Below are 18,364 nucleotides of genomic sequence, written 5' to 3' on the forward strand. Positions count from 1 at the left end.
GAGACGGGAGTGCGAACGGCGCCTTTGGCGCCGTTCGCGTTTGATGGGGTGCGGGCTTAAGTGTGGGTACTCCCCCGCAAACTCCCCGCCACGCACCTCGCACGCGACCGCCCGAATGCCCCGCCGCCCCGCGCGGGGCAATGCCGCGCGCACTCCCGTCGCCCGTCTCCCGTCCCCCCTCTCCCGTCCGCCGTTCCCACACACGGACTATCTTCCCCCCATGCCGCCAGAGAATCGAGACGGGAGATTGACGCCAACCGCCGCAGCGGCGGTGCGCGCGGCGATCCGTCTCGCTTCTGGCCGCGAGGTCTGTTTCGTCTGCAAGGTCGATGACGACCAGAACATCGTTGCGGCCCGTGTCGTCGCGCGGGGGGACGTCAAGTCGGTGCTCGCGCTCCCGGGCTTCGCGCAACGCGGCGAACTCCTCCTGCACAACCATCCGTCGGGGAATCTCGAGCCGTCGGGCCCCGACCTCGAGATCGCGGCGCGCATGCACGACGCCGGCGTCGGTTTCGCCATCACCGACAACGACGCCAGCGAGGTCTACGTCGTCGTCGAGGTCCCGCGCGAGCGCAAGCAGCACCCGGTCGATCCGCGCGCGGTCGACCAGGTGCTCGGCGTCGCCGGCCCCATCGCGCGGCTGCACCAGCGATTCGAGGACCGGACGGCGCAGCGCGGCTACGCGCGCACCATCGCCCGGCTCTACAACGGTGGCGGCATCGGGGTGCTCGAGGCGGGGACGGGGGTCGGCAAGTCGTTAGGCTACCTGGTCCCCGCGCTGCGCTGGGCGGCGTTGAATGGTGAGCGCACGGTGGTCTCCACCAACACGATCAACCTGCAGGAGCAACTGGTCGGGAAGGACCTCCCCTTCCTGGCCCGCGCCCTCGACGACCAGCCGGTGCGCTTCGCCCTCCTCAAGGGGTGGCACAACTACGTCTGCCTGTTGCGGCTGGAGCAGGCGCGCGCCGCCGGCGCGACGCTGTTCGACACCGGCTCGGTCTCCGACGTGGAATCGCTGGCCAAGTGGGCCGAGCGAACGGGCGACGGTTCGCTGAGCGACCTCGTGGCGCCGCCGCGCCCCGAGGTGTGGGACGAGGTGGCCGCGGAGCCCGACCTCTGCCTGCGGCTGCAATGCCCGCACTTCGACCGCTGCTTCCTGTTTGCCGCGCGGCGACAGGCGGCGCAGGCCGACGTCATCGTCGTCAACCATCACTTGCTCCTGGCGGATCTGGCGGTGCGCCGCGCGTCGCAGAAGTGGGACGATAGTGCCGTCCTCCCCCCGTACTCGCGCCTCGTGATCGACGAAGGGCACCACATCGAGGATGCCGCCGCGTCGCACCTGGGGGCCACCGCCACGCGACGCGCCCTGCAGCGCCTCTTTGGTCGCCTGGAGCGCCGGGGCAAGGGGCTCCTCCCGACGCTGTCGGCGCGGCTCGGCGCCCGCAGCGACCTGCTCTCGGTTGCCTCGCTCGACCTCGTGCACGCGCGGCTCTTCCCCTCGGCCGTGGCGGCGCGGGAGAAGGGCGGCGTGGTCTTCGACCTGCTCGACGGGCTGATGTTCGAGGCCAGCACGCCGGTGTTGCGGCTGACGGATGCCTTCGCCGACCACCCGATCTGGAAGGCGGGGCTGGCCGCGGCACTCGAGGACCTGCTGCGCGAGCTGGCCCTGCTGGGCGACAACCTGCGACTGGTGCGCGAGCGACTGGAGACCGACGAGAAGGCGCTGGAGGCGCACGCCGCGCTCCTCGGCGAACTGCGCGGCGTGGCGCGGCGGCTGGACAACGCGGGGAATGCGCTGCGCGAGGGGCTCGCACCCTCGGGGAAGGCCAAGACCGTCCGCTGGCTGGAAGTCCGCGGCAAGGAGCGCAACCTCGCCGTCACCTCCGTCCCGCTCGACCTCGCTCCCATCCTGCGCGAGGATCTCTTCAAGCGGCTGGAGACGGCGATCGTCACCAGCGCCACGCTCACCGCTGACGGGAAGTTCGACTTCGTGCGCGCGCGACTTGGCCTCACCGAGAGCGACGTGGAGCCGGAGACGCAGGCCTTTCCATCGCCCTTCGACTATCCGTCGCAGGCGATGCTCGCCATCCCGACCGACATTCCGGCGCCTAACGTGGATCCGCGCGCGCACTTCGACGCCGTCGTCGACGCCATCGCGGCGGTGGCGTATGCCGCCGGCGGCGGCGTCTTTGCCCTGTTCACCTCGCACCGCGACGTGCGCGAGGCGGCGCAGGTGCTGCGCGAGCGAGGCGTGGACCAGCGATTCCCGCTCATGGTGCACGGCGAGGACCAGCGAGCCGCACTCCTTCGCCGCTTCACCGACGCCGGCCACGCCATCCTCCTCGGCACCGCATCGTTCTGGGAAGGCGTGGACGTTCCCGGCGACCCGCTGCGCGCCCTGGTGCTGAGCAAGCTCCCCTTCAAGGTCCCGAGCGAGCCGCTGACCGCCGCGCACTGCGAAGCCATCGAGGCGCGCGGCGGCGACGCCTTCCGCGAGTACATGATCCCCCACGCCGCGCTGCGGCTCAAGCAGGGCTTCGGCCGGCTGATCCGCTCCGCCACCGATCAGGGGGTCGTGCTCCTCATGGACTCCCGCGCCGAATCCAAGCCTTTTGGCCGCGACATGGTCGAAGGCCTCCCGCCTGCCCGCCGCCTCATCGCCCCATGGGACGAGGTGGCCCGCGAGATCACCCGATTCTACGCTCGCCCCGGCAAGCCAAAGACAGGATGAGACGGTAGCTTTCAGCGCACGTCCGCAGCCTTCGCTGGGGAAAGGGCTGGACCCCAGCTTTCGCTGGGGAAGGGCGCAGACCCCAGCTTTCGCTGGGGAAGGGCGCAGACCCCAGCTTTTGCTGGGGAAAGGGCTGGACCCCAGCTTTCGCTGGGGAAGGGCGTGGACCCCAGCTTTCGCTGGGGAAAGCCTCTCGTCTTCTCGTCTTCTCGTCTTCTCGTCTTCTATGAACACCCCCAGCAAAATCGTCTGCATCGGCCGTAACTACGTCGACCACGCCAAGGAACTCGGCAACGATGTCCCCGTCGAGCCGCTCTTCTTCCTCAAGCCGCCGTCGGCAATCATCGGTGATGGCGACGCCATCATCCTCCCGCCGCAATCCGACCGCGTCGAGTTCGAGGGGGAGATCGCGATCGTCATCGGCCAAACGCTCACCAAGGCGACCGAGGCCCAGGCGATCGCCGGTATCGCCGGCGTCGTGGCGCTCAACGATGTGACGGCGCGTGACCTTCAGTTCAAGGACTCGCAGTGGACCCGCGCCAAGGGGTTCGACACCTTCTGCGCCGTCGGGACTCCGAAATCCGGGAGCTTCGACTTCGCCTCGCTCGAGGTGGTGACGCGCGTGAATGGGGTCGAGCGCCAGCGGGCCAAGGGGTCGGACATGGTCTTCTCCGTCCCGTTCCTTCTGTCGTACGTCTCGCACGTGATGACGCTGGTGCCGGGCGACCTCGTCGCCACGGGGACGCCGGCCGGGGTGGGGAAGCTGGCCGCGGGAGACGTGGTGGAGGTGGAGATCGTGGGTGTCAGTACGGTCAAGAACCCCGTTCGGGGGTAGGAAACGAGGGAAACCGGTTCTCCGTTCGAGGTTACCAACGACCAGCCCCGATCGCAGAAACTCACCCGAACTGACCACGCGCTGACCGCGCTGACCACCCTGAGCCTCCGGACCGCCCTGACCGCCACGCGATGCTGACGCTTCACCCCCGACACAACCGCGACCTGCCGACCACGGCGGCGCGCTCGGCGCGCGTGACGCTGGTGTCGGTGCTGGTGCACGTGGTGGCGGTGCTGGCGATCTTCAAGGCGGTGCAGTCGACGGGCGCGATCCAGCGAATCTTCACGCCGAGCACGTCCTTTCGCTTCGAGCAACCCCGGGAGCGATTGACGTATCTCTCCGTGCAGCCGACGTCGGTGCCGCCAACGGTCGTCGCGCCGACCGCCACCTCGTCACGCGCCTCAGTGGAGGGAGAGGAGCGCGCCGGGCGCACCACGGGCGGCGCGGGGACCCCGGGGCCGGCCATTCCATCGGTCCCGCTGGTGGCGCCGAGCGCGGTTCCCAGCGGGATTCCGGCGCCGGGCGCCGGCTTCGACGTGAACGCGGGGACGCCGGCCTCGGGGCCGCTGGCCAGCGGTCGCGGCGCCGTGAAGGGATTGCAGCCGGGCTACGTGGACCCGCGCCTCTGGCCTAACGCGCCTGCCATCGAGTACGCCCCCAAGACCGACGAGGAGCGCCTGGACTCGGCGGTGGTCACGAGCATCATGCGCTATCGCGACTCCGTGCTCGCCAACACCTACACGCCGAACAAGTTCGAGCGCGGCGACTGGACGTATCGCACAAAAGACGGAAAGCGGTACGGTGTCGACCAGCAGTTCATCCGACTGGGCAAGTTCTCGATTCCCACCGCCTTGCTCGGGCTCCTCCCGCTCAACCAGATGCAAGGGAACCCGATCGAGAACGATCGGCAGGCGCGACTGGCGGCGATGCGCGCCGACATCATGCGTGGCGCAGAGGCGGCGATGAACGAGGAGGAGTTCCGCGCCGCCGTGAAGAAGATCCGCGCCCGCAAGGACAAGGAGCGCAAGGAAGCCGAGGAGCGGAAGAAGACCGAGGCCAAGCCGATCTCGGAACGGTAGCGCCTCGCGTTGCGGCGACGCGTGACGTCCGTCGCCCGTCCATTCGGCTTACGCCCCAGGTTCCATGGGCGCGGGTTCGTCATGCCACGTCCTGAAGATGGCCGTGACGACGCCCAGCACGGAGAAATCGTCGCTCGGCCCGAGGAAGAGTTCGCGCGCGTCGCCGTTGGTGGCCGAGAGGGAGAGGACTGCGCCCTGTCGCTGCACCACGCGCACCAGGACGTGCGGGCCGATGCGGGCGGCGACGAGGTCGCCATCGCGGGCGCGCGTGGACGGGGCCACGAGGATCCAGTCGCCGTCGTGCACGCCGCGCGCCATCATCGCGTCGCCGCTCTGTCGCAGGAGGAAGGCGTCGGACGACGGGACAAAGCTGCGATCCATCGCCACCCACCGCTCCCTGTTGTCGTCCGTTAGGTAAGGCTCAACCGGGTTGACGCGCGCGTAGAGTGGGACGGGTTGCACTTGTCCCATGGACGACCAGCCGACGATGCGCACGCCGCGCGAGCGCGCCCCTTCGCGTTCGATGAATCCCTTCCCGGCGAGCGACTGCAGCACCTCGGCCACCGTCTTGGTGGACTTGATGCGGAATCGCTTGCCGATCTCACGGACGCTGGGCTGGAAGGTGTTCTCCGCCAGGAAGTCCAGGAGGTAGTGATACACGCGCCGTTCGAGCGGCGTGAGCGGGTCGTTCATGCGGAGCTGGAAGGCGCGGGGCGCGGTGTAGGGTAGACCGCGGGGGACCGACGTTGCACCAGTGCGGGCGCTGCGTCAACCGCCCTCGCTTGGGGGGCGCGATTTACGCCGCGCGAGCGGTGAGATGCGTCACCGCCCGTTCCAGCCGAGCCAGCGACCGGTCTCGACCGATCGCCAGGAGGACGTCGAAGATCCCCGGCGTTGCGGCAACGCCCGTCAGGGCGACGCGCATGGGCTGGAAGATCTTCCCGGCCCCCACGCCGCGCGCCTCGCCCAGCGTGCGCAGCGCCGTTTCCATCGCCTCGGCCGTCCAGTCGCTGCCAGCGAGGCGGTCGTGCACCGCACGCAGGAGCTCGGCCGTTGCAGCTGCATCTTTCCATTGCTTGGCTTCGGCATCGGTGTCGTAGGCAAAGTCGTCCACGAAGTAGGGGCGACACTGGGCCACGAACTCGTTCACCGTGCGCGCGCGCACGCGCAACAGCTCCATCAGGTGGTGCCACCACCCCGTGCGCGACGCCAGCTCGTCGGCGGTGGCGAGCCCCGCCTCGACGATGAAGGGGCGCAGGTACGCGTCGAGCGCGTCGAGGGGCATCTGCGTCATGTGCTGTCCGTTCATCCACTCCAGCTTCTTCATGTCGAAGATCGCCGCCTTCTTGAGGAGGCCGTCGGCGGAGAAGTAGTCGATCAACTCCTGCCGAGTCATCACCTCGCGGTCGCCGCCCGGCGACCACCCTAACAGCGCAAGGAAGTTGCACATTGCGTCGGGGAGGATGCCGAGCGCGCGATAGTCACCCACCGCCGTGGCGCCGTGACGCTTGGAGAGCTTCTTCCCGTCCATGCCGTGGATCATCGGCAGGTGGGCAAAGGTCGGGAGCGGCGCGCCTAACGCCTCGTACAGGAGGATCTGCTTGGGCGTGTTGGAGATGTGGTCGTCGCCGCGCATGACGAGCGTGATCGCCATCGCGATGTCGTCGGAGACCACGGCGTGGTTGTAGATCGGCGTCCCGTCGGAGCGCAGGATGATGAAGTCGTCGATGTCCTTGTTGGGGAACTCGATGCGGCCGTGCACGAGGTCGTCCCACCCCGTTACCCCCTCGGGAACGCGAAAGCGGATCGTGTACGGGTCGCCGCGCTCGAGGCGCAGCTGCAACTCGGTCGGGGCGAGCGCGGCCATCTCCCGCTGGAAGTGGAACTGCTCGCCGCGCGACTCGGCCTCGGCGCGCAGCCGCTCCAGCTCGGCCGCCGAGGTGAAGTCGCGATAGGCGGCGCCGCTCGCCAGGAGGCGATGCGCGTCGCCCTGGTGGCGCGCGAGGTTCGCCCCCTGGAAGGCCACCTCCTCGTCCCAGTCGAGCCCCAGCCACTCCATCCCCTCGAAGATTGCCCGCGTGCTCTCATCCGAGCTGCGCGCCCGGTCGGTGTCCTCGATGCGAAGGAGGAACTTCCCGCCCGTCTTGCGGGCGTACAGCCAGTTGAAGAGCGCGGTGCGCGCCCCGCCCACGTGGAGGTAGCCCGTGGGTGAGGGGGCAAATCGAAGGCGCGGGGGAGTGGTCACGCGAGGAAGACGGGTCAGGAAGTTGGGTTCGATCCAGCGGGACGCGGTACGACACGCCCCGCGAGCATCAGAAAAGAGAGACGGGAGACGGCAGACTCGCGTCTCCCGTCTCCCGTCTCAGGTCCCGAGTATTTGCAGCGGAGACGGAGGGATTCGAACCCTCGATACAGGTTGACCCCGTATGCCGGTTTAGCAAACCGGTGCCTTCAGCCTCTCGGCCACATCTCCAGGTGGTGCGGATCTCTGGCCGGCGGAACGGTTCTCGCTTCGCGCCGGACCGGGAGGATGTTAGTCCCGGGTGGGGGGGAGGTCAACGGAGCGAGGGGGCGGGGGAGTGAGGGCGGCGGTGCGCGTTCGGGGCGCGGGCGCGAGTGCGAGTGCGTTGTGCCGGCCCCTCCCGTTCTCGAAGGAGACGAGCGTACGCAGCGGACGGACCGGCGCGTGGCGTCGTCCCAATGCGCGGATGCCGGGAACCCCCTCTTTCGAGATCCTGGACCTCTTCGTGCGCGCCGGCATGGGTGACGCCGTTTCTCAGCAGGAGACGCGGGCATATCTTGCTGAGGGGGACACGCTCGCGGTCAACGGGAAGCGCCAGCGGATCGCCGGAGACGGAAGCGCCTTCTGACCTCAAACCACGCCTCGCTGCGCGTCACGGCACGCGGGGCGTCCGACGTCGCGTTTGAGGTTCTGGTGCTCCACGATCGGGCGCTCCGGCGCGCGGAGGTGCAGGTCATCCGCAGCGTCACCCCGTTCGACTGCGCCCTCCCCAATGGCGACCTCACGATCGTCGTGCGCGCGGCCGATCGCGCGCCAGAACTCACGGTCGAGTACGTGCTCGAGTCGGGAGGAGAGCCGCTGCTTCGAGGGCGCACAACGTTCGACACACCCGTCATTCACGTCCGCGGCGGGCGCATCACCTGCGCCGGCTTCACGCGCGAGGAGTGCGGCGCGGCCTGACGGGGGACCGTGTCACCGTGCTCCTGACGACGCCAAGGACGGTCGCAATTCGGCCGATGCACTACGGCGACCGGCGCGTCACGTCGCGAAGCGATGGAATCGCGCCTTACAGGCGACCGTTGCACTTGGAAACTGGCGATGCACGCGCTCGAGCTCGCGGGTCGCGCGTGACAGCGCTTGTTTCGTGCGTGGCAGTGCTTGACTCGTGCGTGACAGGGCCCGCGTCGCGCGTGGCAGCCGCGCGACGGATTCTCAAGACGACGAACCGTCTCGCCCTACCGCTGCGGCGGTCGCGACTGCCCAGGGGCGTCGGTGGTGCGATCGCTTCCCACACCCACCTCACGCACGCCGAACAGGAACGGTTCGCTCCCCTTGGGCTGCACCCGCAACCCGACAGCCGCCATCGCCGTCCGCCCGGCCGGGATGTTCGCCACCCAGGCGTTCCCCTTCGACGCCCACCGCACCCCGACTGCTCGCTCTGATGGCTGATCCGTGACCGCGACGTAGCCGAAGGCGGGATTGAACAGGACGTCCTGATAGTCGAAGGCGATGGACGACGCGGGGAACCCGCTGTGGTCCACGACCGCCTTCCAACGACCGGCAGCAGGCGACTCGATGCGTATCATCTCGCCGCCGCCCGACGGGTCTCCGTCGGCGCGTGCCGCCACGCACTCCTTCTTGGTGCAATCGTAGAGGTACAGGTCGAGATCTCCGCTGCTCCCCGCCGCCGGCCGCACGCGCGTCGAGAGCATGGTCGTTCCCGGCGGGACCTCGATGTCGAATAGCTGCTGGGCGCGAGGCGCCAGCGTCCCGGTCGAACGACGCGCGGCTCCCATGGGCATCCCGATCGCGTTCCCGTCGGGGAGCACGCCGAAGGTATTGGTGAGCGTCACGTCGAACGCGCCCCCGGCGGCGAGCGCCCCGGCGGCCGTGGCGCCTAACGCCGTCACGGTCACGGTCACGGCGGTGGGCGGGACCGCCGAGTCGATCTTGGCCTGCTGCCAGTCGAAGGTGCGCGTGTCGTCCACGTCCTGGAGGCGCACTTCCCAGGTTCCCGCGACCGGCTCGCTCACCCAGTACGTGGCGTTGTTGCTGGCCGGTGCGCCGAAGCCGAATCCAGCACCCGAGCCCCCCGTCGCTCCCGTGGTGACCATCGACGCGGTGCGCGTGTCGGGACGCATGATCGCGACGGCCGGCTTTCGCTTGGTCGACGACACGTCGACGCGAAGCGCCGACACGCCCGAGGGGATGCGATAGTATAGATGGGACATGCCGGGGCGCGGGATCTCGACCTTCTGCTGCGATCGGTAGCCGCTGTCGCTCGCCAGGAGCTGTGCCGCCACCACGGTGGCCTGCGTGCGATACTCGATGCCGGGTGATCCCGCATAGTCGAGCGTGAGCATCGCCGAGTGCACGCCGGGTGCGGTTGGCGCAATGCGGACCGGGACGTCGACCGGCGTGCGGAGCGGGAGCGTCACGGATGCTGCCGAGCTGTAGGCTCCGAGCTCGTTCCCCTTCCAGCCGATGGCAAAGGTGAGCGGCCCGCGCGGACCCGTGGTGCGCGTGAACGTGATCACGCGCGTCCCGGTGTCTCCCGTGGTCCACCCCTCGCGCTCGAAGATCCCAACGCCGACGTTAGGCTCGGCGAGCAGGTGGCTCGTCGCGTGCTGGACCGGTGCTCGGCTCACGATCGTGAGCGCCGTGCGTGCGGTGTCGAGTGCCTTGAGCGCTTCCCAGGCGCCGGCCACGTTCACCACACCGTTCCCCTGCTTGTACGAGGGGAGGTGCGCGATCCAGCGTCCGGAGTTCATGATGGCCTGGCGCAGCCGGTAGGCGTCGAATGACACGCCGCTCTGTCGTGCCGCGCTGATGAGGAGTGCGACTGCCCCTGCGGTTGTCGGTGTCGCCGTGGAGGTGCCGCCGGCGATGTTGTAGCCTGGTGGGAGTTGCATGAGCCCGGGGATCGCGGTCCCCTCGAGGAATCCGCGCCCGGTGCTGACGTAGTTCGAGGGGGCGATGATGTCCGGCTTCTGCGCGCCGTTGCCCATTGGGCCGTATCCACCGGTGATGAGCAGGTTGTCGTCCATCGCCACTCGCACGCCGTGGTTAGCCATGAAGTTCGCCTTGCTCTCGTGCGCGCCGATCGAGATCGCGCCCGGTGCCAGGGCGTAGTCGTCGATCGCCGCCAGCACGGCATAGTTGTGCGTCGGGATGACGAGCGGCTTCTTGTACCTGGCGATCAGCCGACCATAGATCACCGTCGGCACCAGTCGTCCGTCGAAGAGCAGGTAGTTGCGGGCGATGACCGAACTCTGCTCCAGGAAGACCACGTCCACGGCGGGGTGCTTCATTGCGATGATCACGGCCTCGGTCTGTCCGTACGCCGCGCCGCCCTCGGCCACATTGACCAGGCGCGCGCCCGGCGCAACGCCGTCGAAGCGCCCCGCGGTGCCTCGGCTCGCCGCCGCGGCGCCGACCACCAACGACGCGTGGCTGGCCACGCCAAAGTTGAGGGAGACGAGCTTGCGCGCGCGATCGGTCTGCACGGCGTAGCTCACGCTCTCGCGAACTGGCGTGGCCGGGTTGTCAATGCCGAGCACCCCGAAGTCCGGCCGGACTGCATAGTCGGTGTAGGGTTTCTCGTCGCGAAAGTCGTGGTCCTGGTCGGTGTCGAGCCAGACGTCGTTGCTCGCCTCGTTCCACAGGACGCCGAACAGGCGGCTCGATCCTTTCGGGTTCCCGTCGCGATTGAGGTCCTTGTCGATCCCGGCGCGGTTGAGCGAGTCGAAGACCGCCTCGTCGAGGATGGCGATGCGATAGGGGCCGGCCGCAGGCGCCGTGTAGGCAACGCCGTTGTAGCTGAAGCGGCCGTCGGTGCCGGCGCTCACCGAGTCCTTCATGCGCAACCACTGCCCGTCGTTCTCGTCGTCGATGTCCACGGCCGTCATGTACCCGGCGATCTTGCGCGTCGGCGTGCCGTCGAGGGTCCTCGCCACCTGCAACTCGGGGAGGAGGGCGTCGAGGTTCTGGTCGATGATGGCGATGCCCACCCCGCGTCCATCGAACGTGGGGTTCGCGCGCCGCCAGTCGATCGCCCCCATGTCGGTGAGCGGATCGTAGCGATCAGTGAGGGGGGTCTCGGGGAGGGGCGGTGGCCAGCGCCCCTTCGTCGTGTCGCGCACGACGCCAAACGTCCCGTGCGGGACCGTCCATGGAGCGAACGGGAGAACGGAACCGATGCTGGTTGCTGCCGACGGCTCCGCCGGTGACCAGGCGCTGGCGGGGACCTGGTCGTTGGCCCGACCAAAGGCGCGGCTGATTCCGGAGATCGAGACGTCGACGCTGTGGATGTTCGCGTCGCCGACCAGGCGGTCGACGCTGTCGAGCGGGAGGTGCACGCGCAGGTAGTCCACGTCGTCGTCGCGATAGCGCACCGTACCGCCCAAGCGCTTGGCGAGGAGCGCCGCCTTTGCATTGGCGCCGGGCATCGCCGCGACCACGAGCGTCACACCGCTGTCACCGCGCGCGCGGGCGGTGGCCAACTCCCCTCGCGCATCCTTGAAGAGGAACGCTCGTCGCGGCGGATCGACCGATTGCTGGGCGGAGATCGTCGAGATCGCGACGAGGAGCGAGGCGGAGAGGGCGAGCGGCAGCGCGCGCATGACACACCGGTGTGGTGGGGGGATCGTCCAATCTCAGGACGGGTACCGATGAAGTCGAGGGGGGCGCGTGGAGGAGCGGACCACGTACGCCGTCCGCCAAGCGGAGTGCGGAACGCTGGTCAATCACAATCGCCGGGAGGGCATCATGGGAGCAACGGTGCAGCACGCTCCAGTGGTCGCGCATCCAGGCATCATACGGGCTCGAGAAGAATGTCGCGTCTGGATTGCACGCGGCGGTCTCGCGTTAGTCGCCGTCTTGATGGCCTGTTCAGATCGCCCGGCCGTCATCGAGCCACGCCCGCGCGTGAATCCGGCCTTCGTGACTGGGGCCGCCGCTGCGGCTCTACAGGCCGATGGACGCTTCGCCCTTTCGCCAGCGGTGGTCTCGCCGCCCGGCCAGCTCAATGCGGACCAGGCCAAAGCCGTCGCAGTCCGGTATGTGCGCGAGGTGGCACCCTTCCTCCTGAACTCCTGGATAGCCGCACATGGTAGTCCCATCGCGCCGGCAACCCTTTCCGCGTGCGATCGCGCGCTCTATGCGGCCAGCCCCTACGCGCCCTTGCCGACAACGGTCTCGGAGCTCTCGGTACGTAAGTTCGGACCGCACTGGATCGTACCGCTCTGCCCACCCGCCGGGCCGCCGCAGGTGGTGGTGAGCTTCTCGGCGCTCGCCACAGAGGTAGCGGCCGATCTGAATGCCAGCACGAGCGTCTTGCGCATCGCGCGGGCGGACTTGTTGACATTTGGTCTACCCAGAGGGACGGTGGGCGGCATGTACAGTCCGGAGAGCGTGGCCTCGTACGCATTCACGAAGACAGGTCAGCGCGTGAGTAGCGTGCCAGAACTCGTAATGACGCCTATGCCGCAGGTGCCTGCCCTTGCACGCTGGTCGTTGTCCATCGAGGGATCGGTCACGCTCAAGGGCTCCGAGAGTGGCGCATCTCGCCAACGATCATCGCTGATGATCGGCTTCACGGATCGCTTCACGGAATCCGGCCTGCTCGACCGGAATCCGAGCGCCGCCGCCAAGCTCCTGTCGTGGACCGATCCGGTTACCAAGGTGACTTTCACACCCGTGCTGCTGTCGTCCGCGCCAGTCGACGTCGAACTGGTGACGCGGGAGAAGCCATGACCTTCGGGCGCATTCCGCTCTGACAATGTGTGTGAGACACCGACCTCCCCGCAGTTTGGTGTTCGAGGGTGATCGAGGATGTCGTTGTGTCGTCTGCTCTTGCCTCTTCCGTTGTGACTGCGCTGTATGCGGGGGTGTCAGCCACCCAGAAACCAGGAGCGGTTCACCGCGCCATCCTGCCTAACAGTTGCTGATTCGGTACGCTGGCACGTCGTCTTCCTACCTGCTGCAATCGGTGAGAGCGCCGTCGTTCTCCCATCACGCTGGATTCGAGGCAATGCGCTATTCGTCTCGCTGTGTCGCGGTGCTGTTGATCCACGCCGTCTCCGTCGCGGGGTGGTCGCAATCGCCCGCGCGGTGGACCGTCGCACCCAACCCCACGGTGACCATCGGCGGGGCTGCGGCAGACACCACCGACCTCTTGACCGCCGCAGTCGGCGCAACACGGTTGCCGGACGGAAGAATTCTCGTTGGGGACAATGCCGACTTTTCCCTGAGACTCTTCACCGCCAGCGGCAGGTTCTTGCGCGCGTATGGAAGGAAGGGGAACGGCCCGGGCGAGATCGGTCAACTCGGCGCGCTTCTGCGCTGTGGTGACTCACTGGTAACGTTTGATCTGGACGGTGACCGCGCCTCCGTTTTCTCACCCGATGGACGATACGTTCGCAGCTTCCGGTTTGATGCGCCCGGCGCTAGCCGCTCTCCGTACCAATCCCGCTGCAATAGTAACGGCTTCTTCGCGCACTTCGGGTGGGAACCCGAGAGTGACACTAAAACCGGAGTGTACCGCCCGCTGGTTCCATTCTGGCTTTCGGGAACGAACCCTGCAGTCCGACGCGTCTTCGGGCGCTTCGCCGGCTCAGAACGTTATGGAAGCGTGGCGACAAACGGAGTCTTCGGGTCGCGTCCCCTGCCGCTCGGAAAACAGCCGGTGGTCGCGGTCGGGACGAACCGGGTGTACTTGGGCACTGGGGATCGCTACGAGATCCTGGTGTTCGATTTCTCGGGAAAGCAGTTGGCGCCGATTCGAAAGGGCGGCGTCGATCTTGAGACGACGAGTGACGACATCCGCTACGCCAAAGAGCGGGAGATCGCCAATTCTGGGCCACGTGCGCGCGCGAGTGTTGAGCGGGATTACAGCGCGATGCCGTTGCCAAAGACGGTCCCAGCATACGCAGGGCTTGTCGTCGACGCGGACGGACACCTGTGGGTGCAGGATTACCCGCGTGGCAGGGCCACGACCGTATCGTGGTCGGTTTTCGCACCTGACGGGCGATTGGTCGCGGAGATTCCTCTTCCCGTCCACCTCGAAGTGTACGAGATCGGCAGGGATTATGTGCTCGGGCGTTTCTTGGATCCGGATGAGTCGGTACCGCAGATCAGGCTGTACCGGTTGAATCGATCTATGCGTCGCTAATCACTTCCCGCGCTTGGCCAGTCGGTGCTCGCAATCCGCCAGGCTTCGTCGAGGCGCGCCTGAGTTGGTTCAGCGAGAATAGTCGCCGGACGCCACGGTGAGCGGCTGCAAGCGCGCCAGCTCGACGCGCCCCGGACCACGGGCGGCTCCTTGGTCGCGCGCGAGTGACGGACCTCGTTGACCTCGCACAGCCAGTCGGTGAGCTGCCGCGGCAGGTCCTCCGTCAGATCGACGCAGCGGCGCGCGCGGAAGAAGGCCCGCTTCACGAAACCCACCAGATTCTCCACCGCCCCCTTCTGATCGGGACGGCGCGGGGTGCAGAGCTCGATGCTGACGCTTCCCTGAAGCCGTAGTCGAGTACGACCTGCGCGAGCGTGGGATTCCACACGATGCGCGCGCCGTCGCGTCGGACGACGACGGTCTTGGGATTGTCGAAGACAACGCGCAGCGGCACGCCGCCGCTCGCGGCAAAGCTCGCGAGGAGGCTGCGCACGAGGGGCTCGACGCGCTCCGTCGCCACGACGACCACGTGCATCCAGCGCGAGTACTTCAAGCGATAGGCCGCGAAGTGGATCCGGCGGCGCGCGTCGCTCGTCACTCGTCAGGCGGACGTCGACCTGGCCGAAGTCGAACTGGGCGTGCCTCGCCGGCGACCCCCTCGAAGCGCACCATCACCTCGGCCGGGATCTCGGTGCGTGCCCCGGCAATCACCCAGTTGGTCGTCGAAAGGCCGAGCGGCGTGCCGGCCTCCCGTAGACGGCGCCAGATCTCACCCGGGGCGAGCCCCGGCTCCGTGGTGAGCCAGTCGCGCACGGTCGTGCGCAGCGCCGCATCGACACGGGGGCGCCCCAGCCGCCGCGCGGCACGCGCCGCGGCGTCATCCGCCGCCGTGACGGCGGGCTCCTTGGCGATGCGCTCCACGGTCAGCCGCGAGATCGCGTACTGCTGCGCCACGGCGCCTGGCGTGACGCCGCTGGCGAGCAGCGCCTGGACGGCATGTCGGTCGAGCATCCTGAGCATCCTCCTCGGCGCCTCCCCGGGTGGGGGCCCGGCCGGTGCCGGGCACGACGCCATCGTGGGTCAGCGGCCCGCGGATGCGACAGACTTCAGAGAAGAAGTGCGACGGATTCTAGAGAACCCACAGCGCCCGGAGCGCGGCGCGCTCAGTCGCCTCGAACACGCTCCGGCGACTGCCAGAGAGCTTCTGGAAGGGGCGGTCGTTCACGCGCTCGCAGCCCAGGGCGAGCGCCTGGTTGAGGGCGGCCAGCGAGTGGAAGACCTGGTGGCGGAGCGGCGCCAGGATCTCGCGCTCGACGATCTGCACCGTCGTCTCGACCTTGGCCTTGTCGCGCGGATGCCGGACCCGCGTCGGCAGCACGGCGGTACCGTAATGCGTCGCCAGATCCTGATAGGTCGGGTGGACCGTCGGCTCGTAATAGCACGGCTGCCCCACGGCACTCTTCAGGTTGTCCGGGACCAGCAGCGCCGGCACGCCGCCCAGGGACTCCAGCATCCGCACATGGGCGCCGATCCAGTCGGGCAGCGCCTGCGTCCAGGTGGCCTCGACGTAGAGCAAGTGGCTCGCGCCTAACGCGCCGACGAAGATGTGCGGCGCGCCTCCTCGCCCGTGTCGAGATCGACGACCGGCATGGTCATGCCGGCGTAGTCGACAAAGACGCGCTCCCCGGCGACGTGCACCTGCCGGAGCACCGGCTCAAGCGTGTCGCACCACGCGTCGTAGTGCCGGCAGAACTGGGTATACGGATACCCGTCGGGCGCTGTCGCCTTGTTCTCGGCCCAGAGCAGTTGGCGCGTGACGCCCTTCTGCTTGAGCTGCTGGTGCACCGTCGGCCAGTCGGGCATCGGCCGGCTGGCGGTCGGCGGCGCCGCCGCTCGCCGGAAGAGCTGGGCCTCGAGCGCCGCCTCGTCGAGAGCCGGTGGCAGGGGCCACGGGAGCCCCGACGGCTGGAAGCGGGCGAGGTACTCGTGCACGGTGCTCTGCGAGAGCGCGAGGCTCTGGGCGATCTCGCGCTGGCTCAAGCGCTGGTCGAACCGGAGGCGCAGGGCCTCCCCTACCATTCGCATCGGGATCCTCTCGGCAGGCACCGCCTCGCTCCGGATTGAAGTCCGGCAGAAGCTGGCCCCGCGGTGGGATCCCGCACCCCTCAGGTCACCAGGCGGTTACCCGGTGATCGCCTTCGGCCGAAATGGGTGATCGGCTTCGAGCGAAACGGCTGATCCGCTTCCTCCGAAATGGGTGATGGGCTTGGAGCGAAATGGGTGATCGCCCTCGACCGAAACGAGGGATCGGCATCGACCGAAATACGCACGCGCACCTCAGGACTGAACCGCTGTTGCCGCTTCGATGTGCTCATCGCTCCAATCTCCCACAGAGTGGAGCCTCCAGTAATCCCGGGGCGGTTCACATAACCCTCGCCTAGTGGAGCCGCCGCAGCGTCCGCTCAAGTCGTGCTCCGCGCCATAGACGCCTCGGTGTGCAGCAGTCACCGCTATGGGAAACCAACACCCCCACCACCCGACCCAATAGATCGCTCGAGGCGAAGAACCCAAACTCGCGTGAGTCTTGACTGTGCTGCCTATTGTCACCCAAGAGAAAGTACTTGTCTGTCGGCACGACAATCGGGCCCCAATCCTCATTGGTGGGAAAGAAACCGCGCATGCTGGGCCGCTTCACGTAGTCAATCTGCCACTGCATGGCTATCGAGGCGCCGTTGAGCCGCAATGAGTCGGTTCGTGCATATGGCTCATCAATGGTATGATCATTGACGTACAGCTGCCCGGCACGCATTTCAACAGTCTCCCCGGGCAAGCCCAGGATGCGCTTGACCACCCGAAGATCGCCGACGCTCATCCGTTCCGGAAGGCGCGCCAATACCAAGTCGTTGCGCGCCCACGAATCGCCCCGAGCGTACGTAAGACCGGTCGCACGTCCCAGCCACGTGGGGCGCACCGCGAGCAATACATCGCCGGCCTGTACGGTGTCGAGCATGGACGTGCCGCGGGCGATGGCGGTGATGACCAAATACTTTCGCAAGACCAGTCCCAGCATCAGCACGGCCACCCACAGGCTGACAGTACCTAAGACGCGGCGACATCCGACACCCGGCATCAGTGACAGCTCAGGTCCGGGGGCCGACGGTACCGCAGCGCCACCACGTCGCGCTTGCCAAGCCGATCTTCCACCCACCCTAGAATTTCCGAAGACGTGATCGTCCGTGGGACGATGTCTCCCACGAGGCGTATCGCTCCAACAATCGTTCCGCGCTGTGTCAATACATGCCAATCATCCCAGGCCGCCTTCCCCACAAAGTCGAATCGCACCCACAAGCATCCCTCCTCGTCCATCACGAGACCATCGACTGTTGGAAAGAACTCCGGCCACGTCATCGCCTCGAAGGTGTGGCGAAGCTCCCGGCGATACTGAGGCTTCGTTCGATCCAGTTGCTCTGCAACGACGCGAGCAATGCTGGAGTCGGCTAAGGGACGCGCGTTCGCATCGGTCAACGCGATGAGACTGACGAGAGTGCCGGATGGGGTGAATTGCCCGATACGAAAGCTGTCGCCTGTCGTGAGGAAGAGCGTCGAATCGCCCATGGCGAATTGCGGGCTGCGGGCGAAGTCGCCGAGTCGCCCCACCTGCTCGGGCCAGCGATACGAATCTGCCCCAAGGACGCGAACGACGCTGCGAGCGAGCGAATCACTGGGGGTTATCAGTACGATGGGCACCACAGGGCGAAACGGCCCGAAGCGATTCGTCCGCGGTGTCTGGGGCGGCCCTTCGCCAACGAACACGCCGCGCTGGTTGCACGAGAGACGAGAGCCGAGCGTGCCACCCCCCTGGACGCGCATGTACCTGGTGCCCGTCACGTGTCCGTCGGTATCGAGCGAGGTTCTCACCCCCATGATCGGGTCGTAGACCTCCAGTCCGCGCGCGCCGCAGCGGCCCAACCACGTCGGAAACTGATACTCTCCGGGGCCGCCGCCTTTCCGCCCCCACCGCGTCGGATTGCCGGACGCTGATGCTCCCCGTGAGAAGACCAGCACCTGTGCGCCTGGTGCATCTGCGACTACCACGCGGCCATCAGGTAGGAGGGTGACGTCCTCGGGGTTGCCGAGTTCTGGCGACGAGTCGTGTGCAGCAAGTACGAGAGCTGTCTGGGCGGTTGCCCAGCGTGGCGCCTCGAGTAAGGCCGCAACGGTAATACGGTGAATCGTCGTCATCGAGGAGGGGGACCATGCAGCAAGTTCTGCGTCTGTCGTCGACGTTCCGCGATCTCCGCGACCG

16 protein-coding genes and 1 tRNA gene are annotated in these 18,364 nt (G+C 67.6%); 6 read left to right on the top strand and 11 right to left on the bottom strand.

Features of this window, described 5'->3' with window-relative positions; translation table 11 throughout:
- Positions 1-220 precede the first annotated feature (220 nt).
- The 3 genes from IT359_05345 to IT359_05355 all read left to right on the top strand — a co-directional run bounded on the left by IT359_05345 (position 221) and on the right by IT359_05355 (position 4,645).
- Entirely contained in the window at positions 221-2,731 is a 2,511-nt protein-coding gene (locus tag IT359_05345) for a hypothetical protein (GenBank protein ID MCC6928403.1), read from the top strand.
- 226 nt (positions 2,732-2,957) lie between these two features.
- Positions 2,958-3,566, top strand: coding sequence for a fumarylacetoacetate hydrolase family protein (locus IT359_05350; protein MCC6928404.1), 609 nt, complete (start codon positions 2,958-2,960; stop codon positions 3,564-3,566).
- 131 nt (positions 3,567-3,697) lie between these two features.
- Positions 3,698-4,645: a hypothetical protein gene (locus IT359_05355; GenBank protein ID MCC6928405.1), complete on the top strand. Its 948-nt coding sequence runs from the start codon at positions 3,698-3,700 to the stop codon at positions 4,643-4,645.
- 48 nt (positions 4,646-4,693) lie between these two features.
- Here the strand turns inward: IT359_05355 and lexA are convergent, their stop codons facing one another.
- The 3 genes from lexA to IT359_05370 all read right to left on the bottom strand — a co-directional run bounded on the left by lexA (position 4,694) and on the right by IT359_05370 (position 7,118).
- Positions 4,694-5,338 (bottom strand): repressor LexA, encoded by a 645-nt coding sequence (gene lexA / locus IT359_05360; GenBank protein ID MCC6928406.1) that lies wholly within the window; start codon positions 5,336-5,338, stop codon positions 4,694-4,696.
- 103 nt (positions 5,339-5,441) lie between these two features.
- Positions 5,442-6,890 carry a glutamate--tRNA ligase gene (locus IT359_05365; GenBank protein ID MCC6928407.1) on the bottom strand — a complete coding sequence of 483 codons (1,449 nt, stop codon included), beginning with the start codon at positions 6,888-6,890 and terminating at the stop codon, positions 5,442-5,444.
- A gap of 138 nt (positions 6,891-7,028) precedes the next feature.
- A tRNA-Ser gene (locus IT359_05370) sits at positions 7,029-7,118 on the bottom strand.
- Positions 7,119-7,580: 462 nt separating this feature from the next.
- Here IT359_05370 and IT359_05375 point away from each other — a divergent pair.
- Positions 7,581-7,847, top strand: coding sequence for a hypothetical protein (locus IT359_05375; protein MCC6928408.1), 267 nt, complete (start codon positions 7,581-7,583; stop codon positions 7,845-7,847).
- 275 nt (positions 7,848-8,122) lie between these two features.
- Here IT359_05375 and IT359_05380 read toward each other — a convergent pair whose 3' ends face one another.
- Positions 8,123-11,509, bottom strand: coding sequence for a S8 family serine peptidase (locus tag IT359_05380; GenBank protein MCC6928409.1), 3,387 nt, complete (start codon positions 11,507-11,509; stop codon positions 8,123-8,125).
- Between the two features lie 304 nt (positions 11,510-11,813).
- On the opposite strand from IT359_05380, the gene IT359_05385 reads away from it, so the two are divergent.
- Both IT359_05385 and IT359_05390 read left to right on the top strand, forming a co-directional pair.
- Positions 11,814-12,641 (top strand): hypothetical protein, encoded by an 828-nt coding sequence (locus IT359_05385; GenBank protein ID MCC6928410.1) that lies wholly within the window; start codon positions 11,814-11,816, stop codon positions 12,639-12,641.
- A gap of 277 nt (positions 12,642-12,918) precedes the next feature.
- A complete protein-coding gene (locus IT359_05390; protein ID MCC6928411.1) occupies positions 12,919-14,058 on the top strand; it encodes a hypothetical protein in 1,140 nt (379 codons plus the stop codon).
- Here IT359_05390 and IT359_05395 read toward each other — a convergent pair.
- From IT359_05395 to IT359_05425, 7 genes are all read right to left on the bottom strand, one after another.
- A complete protein-coding gene (locus tag IT359_05395; GenBank protein MCC6928412.1) occupies positions 14,055-14,333 on the bottom strand; it encodes a hypothetical protein in 279 nt (92 codons plus the stop codon). The two genes, IT359_05390 and IT359_05395, sit on opposite strands and share 4 nt — an antisense overlap.
- Complete coding sequence (locus tag IT359_05400) at positions 14,321-14,656, bottom strand: hypothetical protein (protein MCC6928413.1); 336 nt, start codon at positions 14,654-14,656, stop codon at positions 14,321-14,323. The genes IT359_05395 and IT359_05400 overlap by 13 nt, the downstream gene beginning before the upstream one ends.
- Positions 14,653-15,069, bottom strand: coding sequence for a hypothetical protein (locus IT359_05405; GenBank protein MCC6928414.1), 417 nt, complete (start codon positions 15,067-15,069; stop codon positions 14,653-14,655). Before IT359_05405 ends, IT359_05400 begins: the two co-directional genes overlap by 4 nt.
- A gap of 118 nt (positions 15,070-15,187) precedes the next feature.
- Entirely contained in the window at positions 15,188-15,664 is a 477-nt protein-coding gene (istA, locus tag IT359_05410; GenBank protein ID MCC6928415.1) for an IS21 family transposase, read from the bottom strand.
- Positions 15,646-16,143, bottom strand: a complete 498-nt coding sequence (locus IT359_05415) for a winged helix-turn-helix transcriptional regulator (GenBank protein MCC6928416.1) — start codon at positions 16,141-16,143, stop codon at positions 15,646-15,648. Before IT359_05415 ends, istA begins: the two co-directional genes overlap by 19 nt.
- Positions 16,144-16,495: 352 nt before the next feature.
- A complete protein-coding gene (gene lepB, locus IT359_05420) occupies positions 16,496-17,188 on the bottom strand; it encodes a signal peptidase I (protein ID MCC6928417.1) in 693 nt (230 codons plus the stop codon).
- On the bottom strand, positions 17,188-18,300 hold the full coding sequence (locus tag IT359_05425) for a hypothetical protein (GenBank protein ID MCC6928418.1): 1,113 nt from the start codon (positions 18,298-18,300) through the stop codon (positions 17,188-17,190). The genes lepB and IT359_05425 overlap by 1 nt, the downstream gene beginning before the upstream one ends.
- Positions 18,301-18,364: the final 64 nt, after the last annotated feature.

This window comes from Gemmatimonadaceae bacterium (assembly GCA_020852815.1).
Lineage (GTDB): Bacteria > Gemmatimonadota > Gemmatimonadetes > Gemmatimonadales > Gemmatimonadaceae > SCN-70-22.